This window comes from Shewanella electrica, from assembly GCF_022321485.1.
Lineage (GTDB): Bacteria > Pseudomonadota > Gammaproteobacteria > Enterobacterales > Shewanellaceae > Shewanella > Shewanella electrica.
The window spans coordinates 120,059-144,924 of the sequence record NZ_JAKOGG010000005.1; the positions used below are offsets into that span (position 1 = coordinate 120,059).

Below are 24,866 nucleotides of genomic sequence, written 5' to 3' on the forward strand. Positions count from 1 at the left end.
AAATTACTTGTTGATTACCTTTTTGCCACGGTAGTAACCGTCAGCAGTCACACAGTGACGACGATGAATCTCACCGCTGGTCGCATCTACTGACAGCTGAGCAGTGCTCAGAGCATCATGAGAACGACGCATTCCGCGCTTTGAACGTGATTTTTTATTCTGTTGAACAGCCATTGATCTGTCTCCTGGATTACTTGCTCTTCAGTTTTTCTAACACTGCAAACGGATTCGGACGCTCTTGCTGAGCTTCTTCGATCTCGCCTACGGCCATATCTTTTGAACCAAAATGACATTCTGCAACGTCATGAGTTGGTACCAAAGGTACGGCCAGCATTAATTCATCTTCAATCATTCGATGAAGACGAATCTCACCAATCTCATCGCACTCAATAGGATCGTACGCATCCGGGAGCTCATCGATTTCTGCCTGTGTCCGACAAGGACTAAAGCAAAATTCAACCGCAGCCTCAGTGGTAAATAGTGTCATGCAGCGTTGACATAACAGAGTGAGCTCCGTCACAGCCTTCCCTTTCAGGTAGACTATCCCCTGTAAATCTACACCACACTCAAGTGACACTGCCACGTCGGAACAGTTGCCGGCACATAACTCAGCCAATCTTTTCAGCGTTTGCCCCGGGACAACACCTTGATAAACAAGGCGGCTCGTGGCAGCGCGGAGAGGATCAATTGAAACCGGTATCTTTACTGTTTGCATAAGCAGGCGCGCATCTTATAGTTTGACGCCCTTTGAGTCAAAGAAAATCTCGCGTGTCCACTCACAATTATCAGTGAATACGCTGATCCGCGACTTCAAGGGCCGAAATTGACGGAGGCTAATTTTACTCAAGCGAGTAGGCCCATACAAGCGCCAATCGAGCAAAAACAGTGCAATTAATGTTGATCGGACGTCATTTATACTGATGTTTGCATTCAGCTATCACTCAAGCAACAATAGCGACTTTAGCTCATTGCCTTGATTAGCATATGTCAGCCTCACATTCACCTAAGCTCGTATTAGCCTCTACGTCCAAGTTCCGCCAAGCACTATTACAGAAACTGCTACTGCCATTTGAGTGTTGCGCCCCCGATGTGGATGAAACCCCTAAGGCCAATGAATCTGCCGTTGAGTTAGTGACGCGTTTAGCGGCCGCCAAAGCACAAGCCGGTGCCAACCAATATAATGAAGCGGTTTTAGTGATTGGGTCTGATCAAGTGGCGGTGATTGATGGGCAAATTGTTGGCAAGCCGCTGACCGAAGTAAAAGCAGTGGCGCAGTTACAGGCAGCCTCGGGCAAAGCCATCACCTTTTATACTGGCTTGGCGCTATATAATAGTGGCACCAAACAAACCAGCACGCAGGTGGATACATTCACCGTGTATTTCCGCCAGTTAACTGAGGCGCAGATCCGCTATTACGTCGCGACTGAACAACCACTGTACTGCGCTGGTAGCTTTATGTGCGAAGGCTTAGGTATTGCCCTGTTCGAACGTATGGAAGGCAAAGATCCCAATAGTCTGATTGGTCTCCCGCTCATCAGCTTGATTGAGATGCTCGGCCAACAAGGAGTTGATGTGCTCGATCCTGCCAGCTTCCACGCCTAGCCAGCACAACGGGGACGCTATAAAACAATAAAGCGTGCCACAGCACGCTCTATCTCATCAGTCACACAATACGATTAAATGTGTGCCAACAACTCTAACGGTTGATGGATCACCGCTTTGGGTTGGCAGCTCAGTAACTTTTGCTCGCCGTGGGCGCCATACGATACACCAACGGCTGCCAAACCTGCGCTATTAGCCATCGACAAATCAAGCAGTGAATCGCCCACCATCATGCTGTGCTTGGCGGCAATACCGGTCACGCCTAACAATTGCTGCAACATATCTGGATGCGGTTTAGATTGTGCTTCGTCAGCGGTACGGCTATGGCTAAAGAAACGCCCTAACCCCGTTTGCGCCAACATACGGTCTAACCCTGCGCGAGACTTACCAGTAGCAACCGCCAGTTGAATGTCACGCTGCTGCAATTCAGTCAATAACTGCTCTACCCCAGCAAACAGCGGCAACGGCTCATCGGCGCGACGGGCAAAGTGATGGCGATAACGCATCTGCAATGCTTCTTGTGTCGTGGAGCCAACGCGAGGAAACAGCTGATTGACCGCCGTTGACAGCGATAGACCAATTACATCGCGGCACGCTTGTTCACTTGGCGTTTCCAAATCCAAGTCGTGTGACATATCGCGTAGACAATCGATGATACGACCGATGGAATCCATCAGCGTGCCATCCCAATCAAACACAACTAATTGATAGGCGCTTTGACTATTTGAGGCGTACGACACAATCCGCTCCTAACACTTCTTCAATTTATCGAGTAACTGTTGCAACTCATCATCTAATGGCGCTTGCACTTCCATCACCTCTTCGGTGTCTGGATGGGTAAAACGCAACTGCGCCGCATGCAGGAATAAACGGTTCAGTCCTAATGCTCGCATGCTGTCATCAAATGCTTGCTCACTGTATTTCTCGTCGCAAGCAATCGGATGCCCCGCATATTGGCAATGCACCCGAATTTGGTGAGTACGGCCCGTCACTGGGCTGGCTTTAATCAACGTCGCTTGTTCGTATCGTTGCAAAATACGGAAGTGGGTTTCCGACGGCTTACCTTCGGCATTAACTCGTACAATGCGCTCGCCATGTGGCAAGGTGATTTTCAGCAGTGGCGCTTTCACAACGCGATCATGCGCCTGCCAAGCACCACGCACTAATGCTAAATAATCTTTCTGCATCTGTTTATGACGCAGTTGCTCATGCAGATGCCGTAACGCGCTGCGCTTCTTCGCCACCAACAACACGCCAGAGGTTTCTTTGTCGAGGCGATGCACTAGCTCCAGAAACTTCTGTTGTGGTCGCAATGACCGCAGACCTTCAATCAAGCCGTAATCCACGCCGCTACCGCCGTGCACGGCGATACCCGCAGGCTTGTTCATCACAATAAGATGTTTATCTTCAAACAGAATGCGGTCTTCGAGCTGAGCCACACGATGCAAATGCGGTGACGGCGCCGTGCGCGGATCGCTCTCACTCACACGCACTGGCGGTACACGCACCACATCGCCATCCTGCAGCTTGTACTCAGGCTTGATGCGTTTTTTATTGACCCGGACTTCCCCCTTACGCACGATGCGATAGATCATGCTCTTAGGCACGCCTTTTAACTTCGCTAACAGGAAGTTATCGATACGTTGGCCGGTATTGTCTTCGTCGATGGTCAGCATTTGTACTTGCTGAAACTGAGAGTCGTTGTTGGTCATCTTTTTCACTGAGGAACGTAAAGCGCAATATTGTACATGAAGTCGCGTGATTTCATTGCCCTAATTTTCTAATTCGGCTATATTTCAGCAGCAAACAGAAACGCGACTGCTTGATTTTTCAGCATTCTAATCTGTTTTGCGTTGTGAGCAAGAGAAGTAAAGTTTAAAAACTATGGTCGCATGTCATTGATATGCAGGCTGTCGCTGAACACAAATGACATTTATACCTGTGTTGGCAGTCAAACCTGAAAAACAACTAGCATTTCATACTTTTACCTGCGCTTGCTAAGCACTGAAACGAATATATTAATGTTAACCAGTTATCGAACGACACTTATCGCCTTTGGCATTACTGGAACAATTTAACGAATTTATGGGGTTGGTTGACGTTTAACAACGAATTCCTTGTTTTTGTCATTATTGAAAATAAGCCATAAATAGGAAGCTACACGCAGCGACTGCGTCTAACAGCAATGAGCTCCTTAGCCTGGGTTCCAACCGTGAGGTTGCGAGCAGAGTCCCAAGGCCCGTAATGTAGCGCTAAAGTGCCGTTTAGATGACCAAATAGAAGATTATTGTCATCATGAAACGGATGCTTATTAATGCAACTCAATCTGAAGAGTTGCGCGTTGCCCTTGTCGATGGGCAGCAACTATATGATTTGGATATCGAAAGCCCAGGTCACGAACAGAAAAAAGCCAACATCTATAAAGGTAAAATTACCCGCGTAGAACCTTCCCTAGAAGCCGCTTTTGTTGACTATGGCGTTGAACGTCATGGTTTTCTGCCTCTGAAAGAGATCGCCCGCGAATACTTCCCACAAGGTTATAGCTTCCAAGGCCGTCCTAACATCAAAGATGTGGTCAAAGAAGGCCAAGAAGTTATCGTACAGATTGATAAAGAAGAACGTGGCAATAAAGGCGCTGCGTTGACTACCTTTATCAGTTTGGCGGGGTCATATTTGGTGTTGATGCCAAATAACCCACGCGCCGGTGGTATCTCTCGTCGTATCGAAGGCGATGAACGTACCGAACTGAAAGAAGCGTTGTCAGAGCTGGAAATACCTAACGGTATGGGCCTGATTGTGCGCACAGCGGGTGTAGGCAAAGCCTCGAGTGAACTGCAATGGGACTTAAAAGTTCTGCTGCACCATTGGAACGCCATTCAAGAAGCGGCTAACAGCAAATCTGGCGCCTTCTTGATCCACCAAGAAAGTAACGTGATTGTGCGTGCTATCCGCGACTACTTGCGTCGTGATGTGGGCGAAATTCTGATCGATCACCCACGCATTTATGAAGATGCCAAACAACACGTGTCTCTAGTACGCCCTGACTTTGTCGAGCGCGTTAAGCTGTACAAATCCGAAGTGCCGTTGTTCACTCATTATCAGATTGAGTCACAAATTGAGTCAGCCTTCCAACGTGAAGTGCGCCTGCCATCTGGTGGCTCAATCGTTATTGACCCAACTGAAGCATTGACCTCTATCGATATCAACTCCGCCCGCGCCACTAAAGGCGGTGATATTGAAGAAACCGCGCTGAACACTAACTTAGAAGCTGCTGACGAAATCGCACGCCAACTGCGTTTGCGTGACCTCGGTGGTTTGGTGGTTATCGACTTCATCGATATGACGCCTGTGCGCCACCAACGTGAAGTAGAAAACCGTCTGCGTGATGCCGTACGTCATGACCGTGCTCGCGTGCAGATTGGCCGTATCTCACGCTTTGGTTTGATGGAAATGTCACGCCAACGTCTGCGCCCATCGCTGGAAGAATCCGCCGCGCACATCTGCCCCCGCTGTCATGGTCAAGGCACCATTCGTGGTACTGAATCATTAGCGCTGTCGATTTTGCGCTTGATGGAAGAGGAAGCGATCAAAGAAAACACCGCACAAATCGAAGCGATTGTGCCGGTAGATGTTGCCGCATTCCTGTTGAACGAAAAACGTAAAGCGATTCGTATCACTGAAGAACGTCACGAAGTTGAAGTATATATCATCCCAGATCCAAACATGACCACGCCGGATTACCGTGTGGTGCGTCATCGTACTGATGATGAGATTGATGAAGCTAGCTACCAACGTGCGGAAAAACCAGAAGCGAAACTGTACGAGCCACGTAAACTGGAACGTGCTGCGGCACCTACGCCAGCATTGAGTGGTTTTGCAACGCCAGCCAAAGCGGACGTTGAAGCCAGTGCCGCGAAAGCGCCTGTTGCCAACACAGCTAAACCTGCGGCCAAAGCGCCAACTGCTGAAGCCAAACCGGGTCTGTTAGCACGTCTCTTTAGCGCGCTGTCATCTCTCTTCGCTAGCGAAACCAAAGAAGAAGAGCAACCACAAGCTAAACCGCAAAATACCCGCAACAACAATCGTAATCGCAACAACAATGAGCGTAACGATCGTCGTCGCAAGAACAACCGTAACGGCAACAACAAGCAAGCTGCTGACGTTGATAACAACGATAAATCAACCGAAGAAAGCAAAGCGTCAGACAAGCCAAATAACAACAGAAGACGTAATCAGAAAAATGATAACGTCAAAGCTAACCGCAATGAGCGCAAGGCTAAAGTTGCTGAAGTCACTAACACAGATGCAGTAGACAACACTGAAGACAACGCACAACCACAAAAAGAAGTGGTCCGTGAGCGTCGTCAGCGTCGTAACATGCGTCGCAAAGTGCGCTTAGACCAAGATGCACCAGCAAACACTGAAGTATCGGCCGCTGACGTAACACCAGCGAGCAAAGACGACGTCGTTGCTAAAGCACCGGAAAAAGCGACTGAGAAGGCACAAGACAAACCGCGTCGTAACAACCGCCGTAACAACGATGACAAGCGTCAAGAAAAAGCCGCAAGCGCTGATGATGCCAACATCGAAGTCACCGCAGTTGCAAGCGAAGCGCCAGCGACTGAACTTAACGGTGCTGCAAGCGAAGTTGTTAAAGCCCAAGCTGAAGTAGCAACGGCTGTTGAAGATAACAACGCTGCCGTAGTTGACAGCACCGAGACAGCTAACGCCGAAGATGCAGCGGATAACACTGATGAAAACGGCCGTGAAAAACGCGAAGGCCGTCGTAATCGCCGCAGTCCACGCCATCTACGTGCAGCGGGTCAACGTCGCCGTCGTGAAAACGATGAACAACAAGGCGAAGAAACAGCTGAAGCCGCTGCTAAAACGGCTGCTGAAGAAACTGCCGTCACTACTGAAGCAGCACCAGTGGCTGAAACAACTGCACCAGCCAAAGCTGAGGCTGACGTGGTTGCTAAACCTGCCGCAGAAGCAACGCCAGTGGCTGAACCTGTAGCAGCACCTGTTGAAGTAAAAGCCGAAGTTGCCGTGAAAGCAGATGCCGCGGTTGCGACCGCCGAAGTTGTCACCGCTCCAGCGGTCGACACTGCCCCAGTCGCAGCGGAAGTTAAAGCGGAAGCGACAGTTGAAGCCGCGGCACCAGCAGCTAAGCCAGTGGTCGAAGCAGCGCCAACGGTAGAACCTGTTGCAGCAGTTGCTGAAACCCCAGCCGCCGCGCCTGTTGCCGTTACTAACGAAGTGAAGGCCGAAGCACCTGCTGTGGTTGCCAGCGAAGCGAAAGCAGAAGCTGCACCGGCTCCAGCTAAAGCGGAACCGGCTGAGAAATCAGCGAGCAACGCTTCTGCCCCAATGGCTAAACCTGCGCCAGTAGCGGTTGCGAGCAAACCTGCAACGGCAGTCGCTGCGCCCACCGTTGAGCCAGTAGCCAGCGCACCTGTTGCTGCCAAAGCACCACGTGCTAGCCGCTATCAATCAATGATTGGTGCGCAAATGACTAAACCTGAAGTTGAACAACGTGAAAACGTTGCCGTGCCTCAAGGTCATGAATACAGCTCTAGCGGACAACAAGTTGCACCAAAAAGCCCACGAGCTAACAGTGCATCGTCAGATATGGCTAAGCCTGAATAACTGACCCGCTAAACTTGAAAAGCCATGCCTCGCGGCATGGCTTTTTTATTTGATGCTTTTCACACTTTTTAAACATTCGTCAATCTGCTAGTATGCGCGCCCCTAACTTCCCCTTTCAGATTGGAAACCCTATACGGCATGTTTGAGTTAAATCGCCACAAATCTGCGAGCGTACGCGCCGACGTACTCTCTGGCCTTACCGTTGCAATGGCCTTAATCCCAGAAGCAGTCGCTTTCGCTTTTGTCGCCCACCTGGCGCCAATGGTTGGCCTATATGGCGCCTTTATTATGTGTTTGGTGACCGCCGTATTTGGTGGCCGTCCCGGCATGATTTCGGGTGCAACAGGCGCGATGGCGGTCGTGATGGTTGATTTGGTAGACAGCCACGGTCTGAGCTATTTGCTGGCGGCAGTCGCCCTTGCCGGTGTATTCCAGCTGTTAGCCGGTGCATTTAAGTTGGGTAAATTTATTCGCATCGTACCTACGCCGGTGATGATTGGTTTTGTTAACGGCTTAGCGATTGTGATCTTCCTTGCGCAGATTGGCCAATTTAAAACCAAAGGTTTAGACGGCGAGATGCATTGGCTCACCAGTGGTGACGTGCAACTGATGTTGCTGTTGGTGCTGATCACTATGGCGATTGTGCACTTTTTGCCAAAGCTCACCACAGCGGTACCTGCATCACTGGTCGCCATTCTCACCGTCACTGGCATTGTGCATGGATTAGATTTGGATACCCGCACCGTAGTCGATTTCCTGCGTAATATGAGCGGTGATGAAGCCGCCACCATTGCCGGCTCACTGCCGAGCTTTAGTATTCCCGCGATCCCGATGAATTGGGACACCTTGTATGTGGTACTGCCCTACTCGATCATTCTCGCGTCGGTGGGGCTGATTGAATCATTGCTGACCCTGACCGTGGTTGACGAGATGACCCAAACACGTGGTCAAGGTAACCGCGAATGTTTAGCCCAAGGCGCCGGTAACGTTGTTAGTGGTTTCTTTGGTGCCATGGGTGGCTGCGCCATGATTGGTCAATCGATGATCAACGTTAACTCTGGTGGTCGTGGCCGTTTGTCTGGCATCACTGCGGGCTTAATGCTGCTGGTATTTATCCTATTTGCGGCAAGCTTCATCGAGATGATCCCACTGGCTGCCTTGGTCGGCGTGATGATGATGGTAGTACTGGGCACCTTTGAATGGGCCACTTTCAAGATGATGCGCAAAGTGCCTAAACACGATGCGTTTGTGATCGTGTTAGTCACCGTAGTGACCGTATTTACCGACTTGGCGATTGCGGTGTTTACTGGCGTGATTGTGTCAGCGCTGGTGTTTGCTTGGGAGCATGCCAAACACATTGAAGCGAAACGCACTGATACCGATGGCCGCACCTTGTACCAACTGAAAGGTCCGCTGTTTTTCGGTTCTACCTCATCGTTCCTTGAGCTGTTTAGCGCTGAAGACGACAGCGATGATGTGGTGATCGATTTCGGCCGCTCCCGCGTGTGTGACCACTCCGCCTTGGAAGCGATTGATACCCTCGCTGAGCGCTACTTAAAACTCGGTAAAAAGCTGCACCTGCAACATCTGTCGGAAGACTGTAAAAAGCTACTGACCAAAGCCGGTGACTTGGTAGAAATCGATCTGGTGACTGACCCCACCTATCGTGTGGCGGATGATAAACTCGCCTAAGCTGTGCCGATAACGACAAAGGGAAGCCACTGGCTTCCCTTTTTGTTGCGTCGTAAAACTCACGCTTTCAGGTAACTGCGATACTGCTGGCGGATTTTCGCGACTTTCGGATTAATCACCACGGCACAATAAGGTTGTTGCGGATGGCGAGCAAAATAATCGAGATGCTCCTGCTCAGCACGATAAAACGTTTGATAAGCACTAATTTCCGTCACAATCGGTGCATCAAACACCTGCTCGGCGGTGAGGTCGGCAATCACTTTATTGGCAATATCCGCCTGCTCAGCACTATGTACAAAAATCACCGAACGATATTGCGAGCCAATGTCATTGCCTTGGCGATTCAGCGTGGTTGGGTCATGGCTGGTGAAGAAGATGCGTAAGATCTCTTCGTAGCTGATCACCGTATCAATAAACTTAATCTGCACCACTTCGGCATGACCAGTATCGCCGCCACAGACTTGTCGATAATCGGCAGTTTCAGCCGCCCCACCGGCGTAACCCGGCAGCACTTCTAACACGCCGTCGATCTCTTTAAACACCGCTTCGGTACACCAAAAGCAGCCGCCGCCCAAAGTGGCAAGATTGTCGGTCGTGGTGGTTTCATCCGTCAACGCCTCAAACGTCATCGATACAGAATTGACGCAATGACGAATATTTTTATCGGTAAACTGCTCACCTTCAAACACATGGCCTAAATGGCCGCCACAACTGCTGCAAGTGATCTCAACCCGCATTCCGTCAGCATCTGGTGTACGCGTTACCGCACCGGCAATTTCATCATCAAATGCCGGCCAGCCGCAGTGCGCCATAAACTTGTGTTCAGACAAAAACAGCGGCGCACCACATTTACGGCACAGATAACGGCCTTTGGCATTGTGGTGATAATACTCGCCGCTAAATGGTCGTTCCGTGCCTTTTTGCTCAATGACATACTGCTCAAACTCATTTAGAGGTGGCATGGATTTCATGAGGACTCCTGCTATAAAACATTAATTACCGAGCGAAAGTTAACTGACTCACAAGATCAACGCTGCTCGATGTGATGCAGATCACTTTACGTTGCCGCGCAGCGGACATCAAGGTAGACTTGCGCCGCACTCACGCCCCGACTAAACCTTGTTCAGTCGTTGCCCAAGATGGTGGCTTACCACCACAGCCGTGAATGGCACTTTTTAGAAGAGTATGACAATGAAACTAGAAACCATAGATTACCAAGCGGCCGATGCGCCACAGCGTTTTGTTGAGTCACTGCGCAATACGGGCTTTGGCGTACTGAGCAACCATCCGATAGCCCAACCTTTGGTTGAGCAGATTTATCGAGACTGGCAGGCGTTTTTCCTCTCGGAAGAAAAACAGCAATATCAGTTTAATCCGAGCACGCAGGACGGCTTCTTCCCTGCTAGCGTGTCGGAAACCGCCAAAGGCCATAGCCTGAAAGATATTAAAGAATACTTTCACGTGTATCCTTGGGGGCAAATTCCACCACAGCTTAAAGCCAATATTCTGAACTATTACCAGTTGGCCAATGAATTAGCCGCTGAATTGTTGGATTGGGTCGAGCAGTATTCTCCGGCAGAAGTAGCGCAGCACTATCGCGAACCACTGTCGAAGATGATCGCCGACAGCCAAAAAACCTTGCTGCGCATTTTGCATTATCCGCCACTGACTGGCGATGAAGCGCCGGGGGCCATTCGCGCCGCTGCGCACGAAGATATTAACCTGCTCACCGTACTGCCAGCCGCTAATGAGCCCGGCTTACAGGTGAAAGGTCGCGATGGCGAGTGGATTGATGTACCGAGTGATTTCGGCAACCTGATCATCAATATCGGTGACATGCTGCAAGAAGCCTCCAATGGTTACTTCCCGTCGACCACGCATCGAGTGATCAACCCAGAAGGCGCCGATATGAGCAAGTCGCGCATCTCATTGCCGCTGTTCTTACATCCTCGGCCAGAGGTTGAGTTATCGGCACGTTATACCGCCGACAGTTACCTGATGGAGCGCTTGCGCGAACTTGGGGTGATTTAACGCCAAACAGCGCCTGCGGGCGCTTTTTTTTATTAGCTTTGCTAAAATATGGCAGTTAACAGATTTAGTAGGAAAATTAAACAGATGGCGATTCAATGGTATCCGGGTCACATGCATAAAGCCCGTAAAGAGATCGAAAAGGTGATGCCGCAGATCGATCTCGTTATTGAGGTGTTAGATGCCCGCATTCCGTACAGCAGCGAAAACCCGATGGTGGCGCAACTGCGTGGTGATCGTCCCTGCATCAAACTATTAAACAAATCCGACTTGGCCGACCCGGAAATCACCGCACGTTGGATTGAGTATCTTGAACAGGAACAAGGCGTTAAAGCCCAAGCGATTACTACCCTGCAACCGGGTATGGTGAAAAAGCTGCCCGATTTATGTCGCAAGTTAGTGCCGATAGAAGAAGGCAGTGTGAAGAACATTCGCACCATGATCATGGGCATCCCTAACGTGGGCAAATCCACCATCATCAACTTGTTGGCTGGCCGCGTTATTGCTAAAACCGGTAACGAACCGGCAGTCACCAAAACGCAGCAACGCATCAATCTCAATAACGGCATTGTATTGTCGGATACCCCGGGGATTTTGTGGCCGAAAGTGGATAACGAAGCCAGCAGCTACCGTTTGGCCGTCACCGGCGCCATTAAAGATACCGCGATGGAATACGACGAAGTAGCGCTGTTTGCCTGTGAGTATTTCCTCAACGCCTATCCAGAAGCAATGTTAGAACGTTTTAACCTGCCAGAATTACCGCAAAGCGATATTGAACTACTGGAGGAGATTGGCCGTCGCCGTGGCGCATTGCGTGCCGGTGGTCGGGTTGATCTGCATAAAGCCTCCGAAGCCGTACTGCACGACTATCGCTCCGGCAAGATTGGTCAGTTGTCGCTAGAAACCCCAGAGATGGCCGCCGCAGAAAAGATTGAAGTTGCCCAAATGCTCGCGGAAAAAGAAGCGGAAAAAGCGCGCCGTAAAGAAGAGATGAAGCTCAAACACTCCGGCAAACGCCATCAAGGCTAGCCTGACTGAACCACAGTATTGATGTCGTTAATACATGCAAAAAATAGCGGATAAATTCAACGATTAGCGTTTAAATCTTGTGTTAATATCGGGCGGTACACTTTTCAAGGATGAATAAGGAACCGCCATGTCTTCGGACACTCCATCACCACGTATTACACTGCAAGGCATCACCTTTAACTATTGGCTACGCTTCCAATTGATTGCAATCGCCATTGCTGTTGTAAGCTATTGGCTCAGCTATAGTGCGGGCCCCTCCGATAGTGCAGATATCCACAAAAACTATGTCTATGAGTATCCAATACTGTGGGGCATCATCTACCTATTCAACGCACTGTGTTTCCCATTTGGCTACTATGTTTACCAACAAGTCGTGCCGCGAATATTTGACCGTTATAAAATTAAAGTGCAACTGCCGCCAAATATTTTTAAAGTCGCCGCAGTGCTGATGGTACTGGCCTTTTGGAGCCTCTATTGGTTTTTGGCGCTAGCGGGTTATATCTCAGACAAAAGAGCCAAAAAACATCAGGCTGAATCTCGCTTTCAGCAACATCATCACTAGGCGATAAGCAGTTAGCGATTAACGCGCGGCCTGTATCTCCGAGAGCAGGCCGTCAATCGCCTGCTCTAGCAAATCAAGCACCTGCTCAAAGCCATCACCACCGCCGTAGTAGGGATCGGGCACCGCGGTGACATCGTTGTTAGCAAACGCCATGATTAACGCCAACTTGTGTTGCTGCTCCGCAGGACAACGCGCCTGTAAATCCGCCAAATTCTGTTCGTCCGCCGCCAAAATCAGGTCGAATTCAACAAAATCCGCTTGGGTCACTTTGCGGGCGCGAATACCACTAAAATCAACCCCGCGACGTTCACCCGCCGCTTGGGCGCGAATATCGGGTTGCTCACCTTGGTGATAACCAATGGTGCCCGCCGAATCGAACTCCAGAGCCAACCCCGCCACTTGCGCCTTCGCCCGCGCCACCGCTTCCGCAGTGGGTGAACGACAGATATTGCCCATACAAACAAATAAAATACGTTGGGTTGCAGCGGTGATAGGTGGCAGCAAGTTAATTCTCTCCGTCAGCGGGTTTAGCAGGCGAGATAATAGTATCTCGGGACAGTTCGTAGTCAGATCTTACGCGAATGAAACGCGCAAACCTAGGTTTACCACCTGAAGTGTAGCCGTTATGGGCAAAGGTGATCCAACTACCAATAGCGGGAGGATGACTACGCTGTTCGTCTGAAAAACCGGTGCCAATTTTGAAGCGCACACCCTCGCTGGTTTCCACCAGCAACGAGCCCATCATCTCTTGATATTTCCCTTGGCCGGGCAATATCGCCAACACTTTCGCTTCGGCATCATCTATAGGCTTCAGTTTAAACAGGTAAGGACTGCGACCACTAACTAACGGCGCATCACGTCGATGTAACACTAACCCTTCGCCGCCGCGCTGCACCACTCGCGCCAATTGCTCCTGTAGTAGCTCAACACTCTGCCCCACTTGTTGTGGGATCACTTTCAGATACGGTGTCATACCGTCAAAGGTCAGAAAGTGGCGATAGCGCAGCTCGAAATGGCCTTGCGCCGCAGGTGCGTCAAACAACCAATATTGCACGCTGCGCCAGTCAGCTTCATCGCCTAAATCACGCGCCAGCAGTGAGACTTTATCAAAGCTGTTATAACCGCCCCACAACTCACCTTCTAAAGGTTCGTGCGGAAATCCCGCGGTGAACCAAGCTGGCGCGTTAATACGCATACCAGAACGACTAAATAACTGCTCACCGTCCCAGCGAGCGCGTACGCCATCGAGTTTTTCACTGATCAGATATAAGGAAGGATCTTGCGCTTCGTCGCTTGACCACACCTTGGCTAACTCAGGCGCGGTCAAGGTGGTGGGATAACGTTCGGACTCGGCTGCTGTAGCCACAGCAAATAATGTACAGAAAAACAGCAAGCAATAGCATTTGATAAAACAACGCATCGTCGGCCTCCATGCCTTAATAATTTGTTAAGCCAGTCTCGTTGCAATAGCCGCTAACGAGTTGGCTGTGCAGGTGTATATCCATGCGAGTCACCCACACAGCAACAAAGTGCCAAGCGCTAGCGCATACGTCGCCCATCAGTTGGCACTTGCATTCATACTGCACCAAATACAGGTGTTGTGAAAGTGATGCCGGACCTGCATGGCAAACACATGTTGCTAAATCTCGAGCAATGCAGTGACCGCTGCGTTGCGGCTATTTTCAACAAATTATGGTGCTATACTGGCGCGGCTTGGCGCGCTACAGCGTTAATTTCATTACCACAGGATGTCAGCCATTCATTATGAAACCCGCAAATAATTACGGTATTAAACGCGTTTTTCGCGCCACTGGCTTTTCGATAAAAGGCCTTAAAGCCGCCTGGCAGCACGAAGCCGCCTTTCGGCAAGAGAGCGTGTTGGCATTGATCATGTTGCCCATCGCCTTGCTGGTGCCAGTGCCGACCGTGGAGCGATTATTGCTAATCCTCACTGTGTTTATTGTGCTGATTGTAGAACTGCTCAATTCCGCCATCGAAGCTGTAGTTGACCGTGTTGGTGATGAGATCCATCCGCTGTCTGGCCGCGCCAAAGATATCGCGTCGGCCGCGGTATTTTTCAGTCTGGTGCTGTGTGGTTTAACTTGGGTTACCGTGTTGTGGCCATTGCTGTTCTAACTCGCTCACCAACAATAAAGCCACTCACCTAAGTTGAGTGGCTTTATTTTTTGCAACGACTACGACGCTGCTCATTTAAACCTACGACGTACCGCGCCGTAAAAAATCCACCGCGCGACGAATTTCCGATAACCGTTCGTTGTTGGCAAGATAGCTGATGTACACATTGCGGCTGATGCTCGGTGCATTTTTCACCCAATGTAATGTGCCTTTATCGATTTCGGCCTGCACCATATTTTGTGGTAAAAACGCCGAACCGCCATTGTTAATCAGAAAATCGAGCGCAATACGCGCTGAACCGGTGTGCAGCACCGGTAACGGCAATTGGGCAAAATCTCTGGCGTGCTGGATATTAAACGCCGTGCCCCAATCCACCTTAATATATTGCCGCCCACTGAGCTGTTGCAGATTTTCCGCCGGTTCACTGGCCACCAGCGACAACACCACCTCACCAATCTGCAGTAACTCAAACTCTTCCAACTTGGGCGGATCAAACGAAATAGCGATATCGAGCGTACGTTCCATCAGTTGCCGCGTCAGCACCGATTGGGTCAGCACCTCGGTGCGCAGCGAGATGCCCATCATGCCCTTGTGTAGGTTTTGCAAAAACTCTTGTAGGAAGGCATCCCACAAGTTGGGCGCTGCGCCGATTGCTAATTGCACCGACTGATGTTGGCTGAGCGACACATCTTGCTTGGCTCGCTCCCATGCCATCAACACGGCTTCAGCATGCACTAACATACGTTCGCCCGCCGGTGTAGGTTGAATGTTATTGCGCTGGCGCTCGAACAATTCAACCCCGAGGATCGTTTCTAACTGTTTGACTCGAAAAGAAACCGCACTGCGCGTTAGAAATAGATTATCCGCCGCCTTACCAAAATGGCGAGTATGTGACACTTCCAAAAACGTTTTGAGCAGATCGGTATCCATAAAATTCTTTCAACAAGGGGGTAAAATTTTTTTGATTTATTTACGCATAATACTAGCCAATACTCTGCTTGAAAATCTCCTGCTCAGGTAAATTTTACGAGGAATGAGACTATGTTAAGCACAACTTCTACATCCATGAACACAGCAGTTTTGGTGAATGCAGAAACTGCGACTAGTTTTTCATCTGATCGTCCATTTTACGATGATGCTAACTTCCCCCGTGGTTTCAAACGTTCAGGCGACTTTACCAACAAGGAAGCCGAGCTGTTAGAAACCTACGGCGTTGCGCTACGGGATTTAGCTAAACGTAGCCGTACTGCGATTAATGCCGAAGAGCAACACTTTGTTGACGTTGCCACGGGTCAAGCGGACGCGGAAACCACGTTAGAGAAACTGTGGCTGAAATACACCAAACTGGCGATGGGCAAACCTTTTTATGCCGTGGTTGGTACCACGCTCATCAAAAGCAGTAGCCATGTTGCCGACTCGGTAGAAATGTTAGAAACCGATATCGAGTTAGCAGAAGACAGCGATGAAGCTGAAGTCAGTGAAGTAGACTAGACCACACATACGCCACACAGCAAAAAGGAGACCGACGGTCTCCTTTTTCACTTAGGCGATAGGCGCAATGCGACTAACGATCATCTTGCGCACGGCGCTTTTTAAAGTCTGAGTCTTCCAACCATTTGGGCCAATCACGATTATGGGTCAACGCATCAATCACGTCGCTCATGAGTGACAGATCTTGTTTCACGCCATCCAGTGTCCAGTTTGGATCATAATCATCGGCGGCTTGGTGGTATTTATGCGCGATATAGTCTGGATCGGTATCGCCTAAACTCATAAATAACAAGCCCGGCACGCCCTCTTTAGCAAAGGCGAAATGATCTGAGCGGAACATCAAACCATTTTGTGGACGCGGATCAGGCTTCACATGACGTCCCTGCTTGGCTGCAGCATCGGCCATATATTTTTCTAGCTCCGACACGCCATTACCGTAACGCAAAATGTAATCGACGCTTTGGCCCATGTTCATGCCGTCGATATTCAAAAATGCCACCATCTGCTTGGTCGGCATTGGTGGATTTTCGGCAAAATACTGCGCACCGATAAGACCGGTTTCTTCCGCGGTAAAGGCAGCAAACACCACTGAGCGCTCCGGCGCATCTTTACCGGTCAAACTCTTGAAGTGGCGCGCTAAATCCAGCACACCAGCAACGCCAGAGGCATTATCCACGGCGCCGTTATAAATCACCGGTTTGCCATCAACCATCTCTTTGCCAAGATGATCCCAGTGGGCGTGCATCAACACATATTCATCAGGATATTTGCTACCACGCAATACACCCGCAACGTTGTGCGACTCAGCACGTTCGATACCGTTTTTCAGCGTCAGATTGGCTTTCATATTCAATGGAATCGCTTTGAAGCCAGGCTTTTCCGCAGTGTGTTTGATTTGGTCGAAATCAATGCCCGCTTTGGCAAACACTTTTTGTGCCACACCATGCTGGATCCAGCCCATGATGCCCACTTTTGACATATTGTCGTGGTCATCCACCAAGGTGAAACGTGTGGTAGTGCCACCCGCAGCCACTACATTCCAACCGTAAGCGGCTGGGGCAGTTTCGTGCACGATAAACACAGCTTTAGCACCTTGGCGTGCCGCTTCTTCATATTTGTAAGTCCAACGGCCATAGTAAGTCATGGCGTTACCTTTAAATACGTTGGGATCTTGGGTAGCAAAGCCTGGATCGTTCACCAGCACAATCACGGTTTTGCCTTTGACATCGACACCGGCGTAATCATTCCAGCCATATTCTGGCGCGTTGATGCCGTAGCCAACAAACACGACGTCGCTATCTTTTACGTCCACTTCTTGGGCAAGTTGCTCAGTGCGGGCAATAAAGTCATCACCTAATTTAAAGGTCATATCGCCCATGCTGAGTTGCATGTCTTTGTTAAGCGGTGTAATTTTCGCCATCGGCACTTTTTGTAGAAAGTTTTTGCCAAAAGCGGGGGCAAGACCGATATCTTTAAAGGACTTTTCTAGGTAGGTTAGCGTCAACAACTCGCCTTTAGACAGCGGCGCACGACCTTCAAACTGGTCACTGGCAAGGGTTTTAACGTCGTTGCGATAAGCTTGTTCATTAAACTGATATGGCGCGGCTTGAAGCACAGGTGTCAACATCAACCCCGCCATACCTAACAAAGAACGGAATTTCACTGCATGTTCCTTCACATTGTTATAAATAGGTTTTCATTCTAGCAGCGAATATGCTCGCGGCAATCGCAACTTAGGGCTTGAGCACGAGTAACGCTTGAATTTTTATTCAGAATAAATGCGTTATCAACGCTGGTAGGCCGATGAGACCAGCGAATTAAGCCTGCAGAAATCAGGCAGTGGCCGCCAAGGCAGCTACACTAAAAATTGTAATTTGATGTTCCAGCCCTTTCCGATGGACAAAGAATAAACGTTTAGGAATGTTTTATGGCGTTATCTCTGCTGCAACAAGCGGCACAATATTTAAAAAAAGCACTGCCGTTAATGCTCAAGTACCAAATCCCGATAACGCCGACAAACTATGCGCTGTGGTATACCTATGTGAGTGAGCAAAACTCTCAGCTCAATAGCCAGTTGGATGAAATCGTTAATCAATATCAGACTTGCCCACCCTCTGCGGCAGAGCAGCTTTACCGCGAGCATATTGGCAGCGAGCAAGACCTGAACACGCGTGAACTGCGCCAGAGTGTGGAAGCGATGACAGTGGAACTCAGCCAATCGCTGCGCGACACCAGCCTAGATACCACTACTTTTCGTGAACGTTTAGACAAAAACTTCGGCAAGTTAAATCAGTTGGAGCAGCAAGCCACCAGCCTTGAGCAGATCATGGATATGGTGCGTAACTTGGTGCAGGATTCGGGCGAAATTCTCAACAGTACCGACTATTTCCACCAGCAGCTCGAAAAAGCGCAGAAAGAGATCTCACTGCTACAGCAAAAACTGCAAGAAGCAGAAAAGGACGGTCTGTTCGATGCCCTTACCGGCTGCTATAACCGCCGCGCCTTTGATCTTGATGTCAAACTGCTGGTGAAAGAGGTGCCGAATAAGCTTTGCGTCATCATGGCCGATATCGATCACTTCAAACGCGTCAACGATACCTATGGCCATATGTTAGGCGATCAGGTGCTTAAGGCGGTTTCATCGCGACTACGAGAAACCTGCCGCGACGGCATGAAGGTATATCGTTTTGGTGGTGAAGAGTTTGCCATTGTGGTGCCTAATAGCCAACTGCGCATGGCACGGCATGTCGCCGAATCATTCAGACGCAGCATTGAGAAGGTCAGTGTCAAAGACCGCCGCAAAAATGCCACCATCAATAATATCAGCGCCTCGTTTGGCGTGTCGGAATGGCAGAGCAAAGATAGCCCCGCAAAGTTATTGGAACGTGCTGACGCACAACTTTACGAGGCTAAACGTTTAGGACGTAATCGAGTGATGCCAATCAGCAATGATTAGCCGCAGCCTCAGTGACGGCAACATCATCAGCAACGGAGTTAGCCGCAACGGCTGGCGCTTCATGACGTTGATTCACCACAGGTTTAGCGTACATCTGTTGTAACCGTTCAGCGGTGGCGGCGGATAAACCTTGGCTGCGCTGCGCCAACTGCTGCTGCGCCGCTAACAGTTGGCTATCGGTTAAGGTTTGTCCCTGCAGCTGTTGGTGAGCAACGAGGTTGCTTGGGTGCAGATAATAACGTTGCCAAATCTGCTCATTAATCGCGGCGGCGACGGCTTCCGCCGAATCTAACGGCTGCTGTAACGGCGTACCAAATGACAGATGAATATGACCTTTCTGACCAACAAACCCCGCCACAATACTGTTGATATCTTCGCTATCCCGCTTCTCGTAACACCCTGATTCAGCAATACATTGCAACTCTTTCGCCTTGGCAATATCGCATGGGTCCCATTCATACGAGATGGCTACCGGCACGATATTGAGCGAGGTAATATAGTCGCTAAACGCCATGGTTTTAGGGCGATTTAGCCCCAGCATAGAGATCACCGCAGGATTGGTACGATCATCACCATCTTTGGCACGACCTTCGCGCTGAGCAATCCAGATATGTTCGTTGTCACTGGTGAGCGATTGATGAATAAAGGCGGAGAGTTGTTTTGAGGCTTTCAGCTTGTCACGCGGACTTTTAGCTGAGCGCTTCACCACAAAGCTCTTGTTGACGCGGATTAAGTCTTCCACATATTTTTGCGTCATCAAGTTGTCGCCCACGGCAATGCGCAAGGTGCGTTGCCCGTTTTCGTGCAGGGCGTAGTTGACTAATGCGGGATCTAACACGATGTCGCGGTGGTTACTGATAAACAAACAGGCACGGTCTTTGGGCAGATGTTCCAACCCTGACACGGTTAAATTGCTGACACTGCGGTCGATCATCTGCTGCAAATATTGCAGCACCATCAGCTGTACGTCGTGTACGCAGTTCAGCTTAGCCGCTTTACTTTGCAGGCCACGACGAATCAATGGTCGAATAATCCAAGGCAGATATTTGGCCAATTTGGGAAAACGCAGGTGCGCCATCGCGCGAATAAAATCTGGGCTAGCGACTACACGCGCTAACACCTCGTTGACTTCGGAGTCATCGTAAGGACGAATATCGTCAAAGTTATTATTGTTCATTCAACCCGTTCAGTTACGGCGTGATGGCCTACAACTGACCTACTTGGCAATACAAAAAAGACAGGCAATGCTACCACTGCCTGTGTTTATCGCACAACGCCGACAAGTTAACCTCGCGGCGAAGCTAAGCTGAATGTTGCCACAACGGCATGGCGATTTCGTCCGCCTGCACCACAAAACGTAACTCGGCGCCGCCATTGAGCGCATTGAATGGATAACAGGTGAGCAAGGTCAGCATCGGTGCGCCTTGGTCTTGTAACCACTGAGTTTGCGATTGATGCACAATCATGGTGGAACGAATGCGGTAGTAGTAAATATCCCCGGTCATTGATTGCAGACGGATCTCTTGGCCTTTTTTGGCATGGGCCAGCACGGCAAAGTGCGTATCGCGATGACCGGCTATCACAGTATTACCGCCCTTGCCCGCTGCCGCACTCGACAACACTTGTGCCGGACCAAACGCTAAGTTGCGCCCGCTCGCCCCAGCTAACACGTACAGAGGCTGATTATCACCAACCCACAGTTTTCCAATCGGATGGGTATCGGCCCAAAACCATGGTTTGTGCGCGGCACCATCTTTAATGGTTTTATCCCAGGCTTCCTCAATCAGGTATTGAGCAAACATCGCCTTGGCTTGCATATATCCTCCTTTGGCCATTACGGCCGCGCCAACGAACATCAGCATTAGCGCGGCAAGCTGTACCCACTGACGCCGTTTCATGACACACAACGTTGTTGCTTAGGGTGGCGACTCAACCAGCATAGCGCACCACCAAGTAGCAGCATCAGCGCGCCTAACAGTAGTAACAAACGACTGTTGCTGGCGGTTTGTGGCATGTTGCCTGGTGGCTGCCAACCCGCGGGCATTTTGCTGGCAATCTCTGCCTGCGGTGTGTCGGGGGCATTAGGATTTACCGGCGTCACGTCCACCGCCACTAAACTGGTGTACTGACTGACTAAGTGGTACTTCATCGCTAACGCCGTCACTTGCTGCTCGGTGCGGTCACGATTGCTGTCATCTTGTGCCAGTTCCAGCGCGCCAATTTGACCACGCGCCCAAAGCAGATCGAGTCCACTATCACGCAGCTCTGGCGTCAATGTCAGTTGCTGTTGCCAAAATTGCCCAGCAACATTGCCAGAGATCGTCAAACTACTATGCCGTCCACGAGCTTGCTTGATGCTGACTACCACAGGTTCACCTAGGTAAAGATCAGGAATTTGTGCTGGCCAGTAATCGGGCACGGTGCCGTCGGCAAAACGCAGTTGCACATCAGTCACCACCGGCGCGGCAATTTTTTCGAGCAAAGCGACGGTTTTTGTCGATACATCTTCGCCGTAACCGATGTAAGTAAAGGTGCCACGGCCCGCCTGTGCAGCGCGTTTCATAAAGTAAGCATTGGGCGCGCTGCCAATACCCACGGTGAATAGCCGACTGTCGCCCAAACGCTGATGAATAAAGTTAAAAAGTTGTTTTTCATTGCCTACGGCACCGTCGGTCATGAAGATCACTTGGCGCAACACACCTTGTGGCACTTGATAGTTGCTTGGCAATGCCGCATCCAACGCTCTCCCCATTTCGGTGCCACCATTAGCTTGTAGCTGGGCAACAAACTGCTGCGCGCGGCCAATATTACTGGCAGTTGCCGGGAGACTTTGTGGCGCTAATGCCGATACATCGCTGCTGAAAGCCAACACGTTAAAACTGTCTTGTGGTCGTAAGCTGGTCAGTGCAAAACGCACCGCCTCTTTGGCTTGTTGCATGGAAGCACCGCTCATCGACCCGGAAGTATCCACCACTAACACTAAATCGCGCGGCATCGGCTGCTCTGGTTTACTTTGTGGCGGCATCAGCATTAACAAGCTGTAATCCTGCGGCGCAGCGGCTTGGGTGCCGGTTTCGGCCAGCGGATGAGTCTGCCCTTGTTGGCTAAACAGTGCCGCTTGGGGCGCGCTACCATTCGCTGGTTGCCAGCTAAAGATGAAATCACGGTCAGCCACCATGTTGGCAAACTTAAATTGCTGCTGGTCACCATCATCAGCCAACTTAGTTAACGGATGGCTCGGTGATGTGGCGGTGGCGAGTGGCACACCTGCGCGTAAATCTAAGTTGATGCTGACACTGCCATTATCGGTGGCTGCGGTAACTGGCGCGGGATCATAGCTGAAGTCGCCCATGATGTCGGCGGCGTCATCCACATCGGCATAATCCTGCGGCACGTAGCGTGGTGTGTAGGTCATCGGAAAGCGCACTGACAACGCCCCTTCGCGATATTCCACTTGCTGCTGGTAACTAAATTGCACCTTGATGGTTTGCCCGGGGCCAAGGTTGGCTACCTCAGCGGTGAACAGATTCGGCCGTTGCTGGCTCAGCAGCGATGCTTGTTTGCCTTGGGCTTTGGCTTGTTCAAACATCTGTTTGGCTCTCTGTTTCGGTTGGATCTGTCCTTCAATTACGCGCTCACCAATCTGCATGTTGAGTGAATCAACCGCGGCATTTTCTGGCAGCGGGAACAGATAACGCCCGTGCAACCATTGTTCGCTGGCGTTGGTGTAACTTTGGGTGACAGTGACCCGATTGGTCCATCCGTTGATCTGCATATCCACTTGAGTCGTCAGCTTCGGCGGTGCGACTTCACCGGCATCGTTGAACAGCTGCATCGTGCCACTGCCCGGCCAATCGGGATTCAACCGTAATGGGCTATCGGCCGAAGCCATGGCACTGACCGAATTCAGTAGATTGAGCAGCAGTAAACCGAGCAGTAGTAATCCCGCGGTGGCAAGGCTATTGGCCAACCATAATGGCGGCCGAATTAGCGCTGCCAGCGCGCAAGGGCGCTGGCGGGATGGGTAGTTCATTTCCATTGACTTGACCATCAGCTAAGTTCTCCGCCATTAGTTACGATTAGCGGTCATCGCTGCTTCTGGGTTTTGCAAGCGTAACGATACGCGGCGGTCAAAGAAGTTGCCTTCTGCAGATTGCTCAGCCATCAACGGCGCAGTGTCACCATAAGCTTGAGTATTCAAGCGTGATGCATCAACACCGTGGTCAACTAAGTAGCCTTTTACTGCGGCCACACGTTGTTCAGACAAGGCCAAGTTAGTATCTGAGTTACCACTGCGGTCGGCGTAACCTGACAGATCTAAGGTCAACTCTGGTGCCATGCTCATGGCAAAGGCGATATCGTCCAACTGTTTGGCAAAGTGCGGTTCGATATCGTAAGTACCAGTGCGGAATTGCACGTCCATGCCGATGGTCAACTCTTCCAACTTGGCAGAGCGAGCGGTTTGCACTGCTTTCAACTGGCGTTGTGCATCAGCATATTGTGCTTGCAGGGTTTCAAGGGATTGTTGACGTTCATTCAGCGCCACAATCTGTGCTTGTTGCTGCTGTACGGTTTTATCTTGCTCTTTGATGTAATCATCATCCGCCACCGATTTGCCCATCAAGGCACCGGCAAAACCACCGACGATGGCGCCAATTGGCCCACCGACCAACGCACCAGCCGCAATACCACTGCCCAGACCGATGGCGGTTTCTTTATCGCCGTGATTGGCGGCATTTTCGGCGGCCATGGCTGGAGCAACTGACATAACTAAAGTTGAAGCGATTAAAGTAGCGACGATGTGCTTTTTCATATTGAGATTCCTTGTTGTTTAATGTGTTCCGCAGTAGCTGCGTCGTTTCGATGGAGTCATTAAACCGTGCCCAAATGGCAACTAAGGGGAGCAAAAGTGGCACTTCGCCGATGAATTGTGGCAACAAAATGGCAAAGCACCTTGGCCGCTTTTTTCAGACGCAAATTGTTGTATAGTCTGCGCTAACTTATGAATAGGAAGTTGTCACCACTATGAAACGGATTGCCATCGTTGAAGATGAAGCCGCTATTCGCGAGAACTATAAAGACGTATTACAAAATCAAGGCTACAGCGTGCAAGCCTATGCCAATCGCCGACAAGCGATGCAAGCCTTCAATACACGCCTGCCTGATTTAGCCATTATTGATATCGGTCTCGAAGATGAAATCGACGGCGGTTTTACCTTGTGCCAAGCGCTGCGCGCCATGTCGAGCACCCTGCCGATTATCTTTTTAACCGCGCGCGATAGTGACTTTGATACCGTATGTGGCTTGCGTCTGGGTGCCGATGACTATTTGAGTAAAGATGTCAGCTTTCCACATTTGCTGGCGCGTTTAGCGGCACTGTTTCGCCGCAGTGAATTGGCCGCCAACGAAACACCATCGGACACCCAACTGATGGAACGCGGCCCGCTATCGATTGATGTGAACCGCATGCAAGTGAGCTGGAATCGACATCCGATTGAACTGACCGTGACCGAGTTTTGGATGGTACACGCCATGGCAAAACATCCGGGCCATGTGCGTAGTCGCGGCGATTTGATGCAAGAAGCCAAAATCTACGTTGATGATTCCACCATCACCTCACACATCAAACGCATTCGTAAAAAATTCATCGCCACCGATGCCAATTTTGATTGCATCGACACGGTATATGGCATGGGTTATCGCTGGGACGCACACGGGTGA

At 50.3% G+C, this 24,866-nt stretch carries 23 protein-coding genes; 10 read left to right on the forward strand and 13 right to left on the reverse strand.

Translation table 11 applies throughout. The features are described 5' to 3' along the window. Positions 1 to 3: 3 nt before the first annotated feature. Both rpmF and yceD read right to left on the reverse strand, forming a co-directional pair. Positions 4 to 174, reverse strand: a complete 171-nt coding sequence (gene rpmF / locus L9G74_RS09505; RefSeq protein WP_238896074.1) for a 50S ribosomal protein L32 — start codon at positions 172 to 174, stop codon at positions 4 to 6. A 16-nt stretch (positions 175 to 190) separates the two neighbouring features. Further along, a complete protein-coding gene (yceD, locus tag L9G74_RS09510) occupies positions 191 to 715 on the reverse strand; it encodes a 23S rRNA accumulation protein YceD (protein ID WP_238896075.1) in 525 nt (174 codons plus the stop codon). A 269-nt stretch (positions 716 to 984) separates the two neighbouring features. Between yceD and L9G74_RS09515 the strand changes: the two genes are divergently transcribed. Continuing rightward, positions 985 to 1,602, forward strand: a complete 618-nt coding sequence (locus L9G74_RS09515) for a Maf family protein (RefSeq protein WP_238896076.1) — start codon at positions 985 to 987, stop codon at positions 1,600 to 1,602. Positions 1,603 to 1,676: 74 nt separating this feature from the next. Here L9G74_RS09515 and L9G74_RS09520 read toward each other — a convergent pair whose 3' ends face one another. Both L9G74_RS09520 and rluC read right to left on the reverse strand, forming a co-directional pair. Then, positions 1,677 to 2,342 (reverse strand): HAD-IA family hydrolase, encoded by a 666-nt coding sequence (locus tag L9G74_RS09520; protein ID WP_238896077.1) that lies wholly within the window; start codon positions 2,340 to 2,342, stop codon positions 1,677 to 1,679. A gap of 9 nt (positions 2,343 to 2,351) precedes the next feature. Next, on the reverse strand, positions 2,352 to 3,314 hold the full coding sequence (gene rluC / locus L9G74_RS09525) for a 23S rRNA pseudouridine(955/2504/2580) synthase RluC (RefSeq protein WP_238896078.1): 963 nt from the start codon (positions 3,312 to 3,314) through the stop codon (positions 2,352 to 2,354). A gap of 583 nt (positions 3,315 to 3,897) precedes the next feature. Here rluC and rne point away from each other — a divergent pair. Continuing rightward, a complete protein-coding gene (gene rne / locus L9G74_RS09530) occupies positions 3,898 to 7,251 on the forward strand; it encodes a ribonuclease E (protein ID WP_238896079.1) in 3,354 nt (1,117 codons plus the stop codon). Positions 7,252 to 7,389: 138 nt separating this feature from the next. Then, entirely contained in the window at positions 7,390 to 8,943 is a 1,554-nt protein-coding gene (locus tag L9G74_RS09535; RefSeq protein ID WP_238896080.1) for a SulP family inorganic anion transporter, read from the forward strand. Between the two features lie 59 nt (positions 8,944 to 9,002). Here L9G74_RS09535 and L9G74_RS09540 read toward each other — a convergent pair whose 3' ends face one another. Beyond that, on the reverse strand, positions 9,003 to 9,905 hold the full coding sequence (locus L9G74_RS09540; protein ID WP_238896278.1) for a bifunctional methionine sulfoxide reductase B/A protein: 903 nt from the start codon (positions 9,903 to 9,905) through the stop codon (positions 9,003 to 9,005). A gap of 229 nt (positions 9,906 to 10,134) precedes the next feature. Between L9G74_RS09540 and L9G74_RS09545 the strand changes: the two genes are divergently transcribed. From L9G74_RS09545 to L9G74_RS09555, 3 genes are all read left to right on the forward strand, one after another. Beyond that, the gene (locus L9G74_RS09545; protein ID WP_238896081.1) at positions 10,135 to 10,974 is read left to right on the forward strand and encodes an isopenicillin N synthase family dioxygenase; all 840 of its coding nucleotides are present in this window, start codon (positions 10,135 to 10,137) and stop codon (positions 10,972 to 10,974) included. A gap of 84 nt (positions 10,975 to 11,058) precedes the next feature. After that, on the forward strand, positions 11,059 to 12,000 hold the full coding sequence (gene ylqF, locus L9G74_RS09550; RefSeq protein ID WP_238896082.1) for a ribosome biogenesis GTPase YlqF: 942 nt from the start codon (positions 11,059 to 11,061) through the stop codon (positions 11,998 to 12,000). A gap of 127 nt (positions 12,001 to 12,127) precedes the next feature. Further along, positions 12,128 to 12,562, forward strand: coding sequence for a hypothetical protein (locus L9G74_RS09555; RefSeq protein WP_238896083.1), 435 nt, complete (start codon positions 12,128 to 12,130; stop codon positions 12,560 to 12,562). A gap of 18 nt (positions 12,563 to 12,580) precedes the next feature. Here the strand turns inward: L9G74_RS09555 and L9G74_RS09560 are convergent, their stop codons facing one another. Beyond that, positions 12,581 to 13,066: a low molecular weight protein-tyrosine-phosphatase gene (locus tag L9G74_RS09560; RefSeq protein ID WP_275297338.1), complete on the reverse strand. Its 486-nt coding sequence runs from the start codon at positions 13,064 to 13,066 to the stop codon at positions 12,581 to 12,583. Position 13,067: 1 nt separating this feature from the next. Further along, a complete protein-coding gene (locus tag L9G74_RS09565) occupies positions 13,068 to 13,982 on the reverse strand; it encodes a DNA ligase (RefSeq protein ID WP_238896084.1) in 915 nt (304 codons plus the stop codon). A 344-nt stretch (positions 13,983 to 14,326) separates the two neighbouring features. On the opposite strand from L9G74_RS09565, the gene L9G74_RS09570 reads away from it, so the two are divergent. Then, on the forward strand, positions 14,327 to 14,698 hold the full coding sequence (locus L9G74_RS09570; RefSeq protein WP_238896085.1) for a diacylglycerol kinase: 372 nt from the start codon (positions 14,327 to 14,329) through the stop codon (positions 14,696 to 14,698). An 81-nt stretch (positions 14,699 to 14,779) separates the two neighbouring features. On the opposite strand, the gene hdfR is transcribed toward L9G74_RS09570, so the two are convergent. Next, a complete protein-coding gene (gene hdfR / locus L9G74_RS09575; protein WP_238896086.1) occupies positions 14,780 to 15,628 on the reverse strand; it encodes an HTH-type transcriptional regulator HdfR in 849 nt (282 codons plus the stop codon). Between the two features lie 135 nt (positions 15,629 to 15,763). On the opposite strand from hdfR, the gene L9G74_RS09580 reads away from it, so the two are divergent. After that, positions 15,764 to 16,189, forward strand: a complete 426-nt coding sequence (locus L9G74_RS09580; RefSeq protein WP_238896087.1) for a MaoP family protein — start codon at positions 15,764 to 15,766, stop codon at positions 16,187 to 16,189. A gap of 73 nt (positions 16,190 to 16,262) precedes the next feature. Here the strand turns inward: L9G74_RS09580 and L9G74_RS09585 are convergent, their stop codons facing one another. Continuing rightward, positions 16,263 to 17,816, reverse strand: coding sequence for a M28 family metallopeptidase (locus L9G74_RS09585; protein WP_238896280.1), 1,554 nt, complete (start codon positions 17,814 to 17,816; stop codon positions 16,263 to 16,265). A 300-nt stretch (positions 17,817 to 18,116) separates the two neighbouring features. On the opposite strand from L9G74_RS09585, the gene L9G74_RS09590 reads away from it, so the two are divergent. Beyond that, positions 18,117 to 19,145, forward strand: coding sequence for a GGDEF domain-containing protein (locus L9G74_RS09590; protein ID WP_238896088.1), 1,029 nt, complete (start codon positions 18,117 to 18,119; stop codon positions 19,143 to 19,145). On the opposite strand, the gene L9G74_RS09595 is transcribed toward L9G74_RS09590, so the two are convergent. The 4 genes from L9G74_RS09595 to pdsO form a co-directional block, all read right to left on the reverse strand. Then, a complete protein-coding gene (locus L9G74_RS09595) occupies positions 19,132 to 20,322 on the reverse strand; it encodes a 1-acyl-sn-glycerol-3-phosphate acyltransferase (protein WP_238896089.1) in 1,191 nt (396 codons plus the stop codon). The two genes, L9G74_RS09590 and L9G74_RS09595, sit on opposite strands and share 14 nt — an antisense overlap. A 124-nt stretch (positions 20,323 to 20,446) precedes the next feature. Then, a complete protein-coding gene (locus tag L9G74_RS09600) occupies positions 20,447 to 21,043 on the reverse strand; it encodes a class GN sortase (RefSeq protein ID WP_238896090.1) in 597 nt (198 codons plus the stop codon). Then, the gene (locus tag L9G74_RS09605) at positions 21,040 to 23,178 is read right to left on the reverse strand and encodes a marine proteobacterial sortase target protein (RefSeq protein ID WP_238896091.1); all 2,139 of its coding nucleotides are present in this window, start codon (positions 23,176 to 23,178) and stop codon (positions 21,040 to 21,042) included. Before L9G74_RS09605 ends, L9G74_RS09600 begins: the two co-directional genes overlap by 4 nt. Positions 23,179 to 23,214: 36 nt before the next feature. Then, a complete protein-coding gene (gene pdsO, locus L9G74_RS09610; RefSeq protein WP_238896092.1) occupies positions 23,215 to 23,958 on the reverse strand; it encodes a sortase-associated OmpA-like protein PdsO in 744 nt (247 codons plus the stop codon). 212 nt (positions 23,959 to 24,170) lie between these two features. On the opposite strand from pdsO, the gene pdsR reads away from it, so the two are divergent. After that, entirely contained in the window at positions 24,171 to 24,866 is a 696-nt protein-coding gene (gene pdsR, locus L9G74_RS09615) for a proteobacterial dedicated sortase system response regulator (RefSeq protein WP_238896093.1), read from the forward strand.

Excerpts from the sequence above, each read along its gene's own strand:
- L9G74_RS09545 (WP_238896081.1), top strand. The coding sequence starts at position 10,135 with ATGAAACTAGAAACCATAGATTACCAAGCGGCCGATGCGCCACAGCGT.
- pdsR (WP_238896093.1), top strand. The coding sequence starts at position 24,171 with ATGAAACGGATTGCCATCGTTGAAGATGAAGCCGCTATTCGCGAGAAC.
- yceD (WP_238896075.1), bottom strand. The coding sequence starts at position 715 with ATGCAAACAGTAAAGATACCGGTTTCAATTGATCCTCTCCGCGCTGCC.
- L9G74_RS09580 (WP_238896087.1), top strand. The coding sequence starts at position 15,764 with ATGAACACAGCAGTTTTGGTGAATGCAGAAACTGCGACTAGTTTTTCA.
- L9G74_RS09565 (WP_238896084.1), bottom strand. The coding sequence starts at position 13,982 with ATGCGTTGTTTTATCAAATGCTATTGCTTGCTGTTTTTCTGTACATTA.
- L9G74_RS09605 (WP_238896091.1), bottom strand. The coding sequence starts at position 23,178 with ATGAACTACCCATCCCGCCAGCGCCCTTGCGCGCTGGCAGCGCTAATT.
- L9G74_RS09570 (WP_238896085.1), top strand. The coding sequence starts at position 14,327 with ATGAAACCCGCAAATAATTACGGTATTAAACGCGTTTTTCGCGCCACT.
- rluC (WP_238896078.1), bottom strand. The coding sequence starts at position 3,314 with ATGACCAACAACGACTCTCAGTTTCAGCAAGTACAAATGCTGACCATC.
- hdfR (WP_238896086.1), bottom strand. The coding sequence starts at position 15,628 with ATGGATACCGATCTGCTCAAAACGTTTTTGGAAGTGTCACATACTCGC.
- L9G74_RS09515 (WP_238896076.1), top strand. The coding sequence starts at position 985 with ATGTCAGCCTCACATTCACCTAAGCTCGTATTAGCCTCTACGTCCAAG.
- pdsO (WP_238896092.1), bottom strand. The coding sequence starts at position 23,958 with ATGAAAAAGCACATCGTCGCTACTTTAATCGCTTCAACTTTAGTTATG.
- L9G74_RS09590 (WP_238896088.1), top strand. The coding sequence starts at position 18,117 with ATGGCGTTATCTCTGCTGCAACAAGCGGCACAATATTTAAAAAAAGCA.
- rne (WP_238896079.1), top strand. The coding sequence starts at position 3,898 with ATGAAACGGATGCTTATTAATGCAACTCAATCTGAAGAGTTGCGCGTT.
- L9G74_RS09595 (WP_238896089.1), bottom strand. The coding sequence starts at position 20,322 with ATGAACAATAATAACTTTGACGATATTCGTCCTTACGATGACTCCGAA.
- L9G74_RS09585 (WP_238896280.1), bottom strand. The coding sequence starts at position 17,816 with ATGTTGACACCTGTGCTTCAAGCCGCGCCATATCAGTTTAATGAACAA.
- L9G74_RS09600 (WP_238896090.1), bottom strand. The coding sequence starts at position 21,043 with ATGAAACGGCGTCAGTGGGTACAGCTTGCCGCGCTAATGCTGATGTTC.
- L9G74_RS09535 (WP_238896080.1), top strand. The coding sequence starts at position 7,390 with ATGTTTGAGTTAAATCGCCACAAATCTGCGAGCGTACGCGCCGACGTA.
- L9G74_RS09555 (WP_238896083.1), top strand. The coding sequence starts at position 12,128 with ATGTCTTCGGACACTCCATCACCACGTATTACACTGCAAGGCATCACC.
- ylqF (WP_238896082.1), top strand. The coding sequence starts at position 11,059 with ATGGCGATTCAATGGTATCCGGGTCACATGCATAAAGCCCGTAAAGAG.
- rpmF (WP_238896074.1), bottom strand. The coding sequence starts at position 174 with ATGGCTGTTCAACAGAATAAAAAATCACGTTCAAAGCGCGGAATGCGT.
- L9G74_RS09540 (WP_238896278.1), bottom strand. The coding sequence starts at position 9,905 with ATGCCACCTCTAAATGAGTTTGAGCAGTATGTCATTGAGCAAAAAGGC.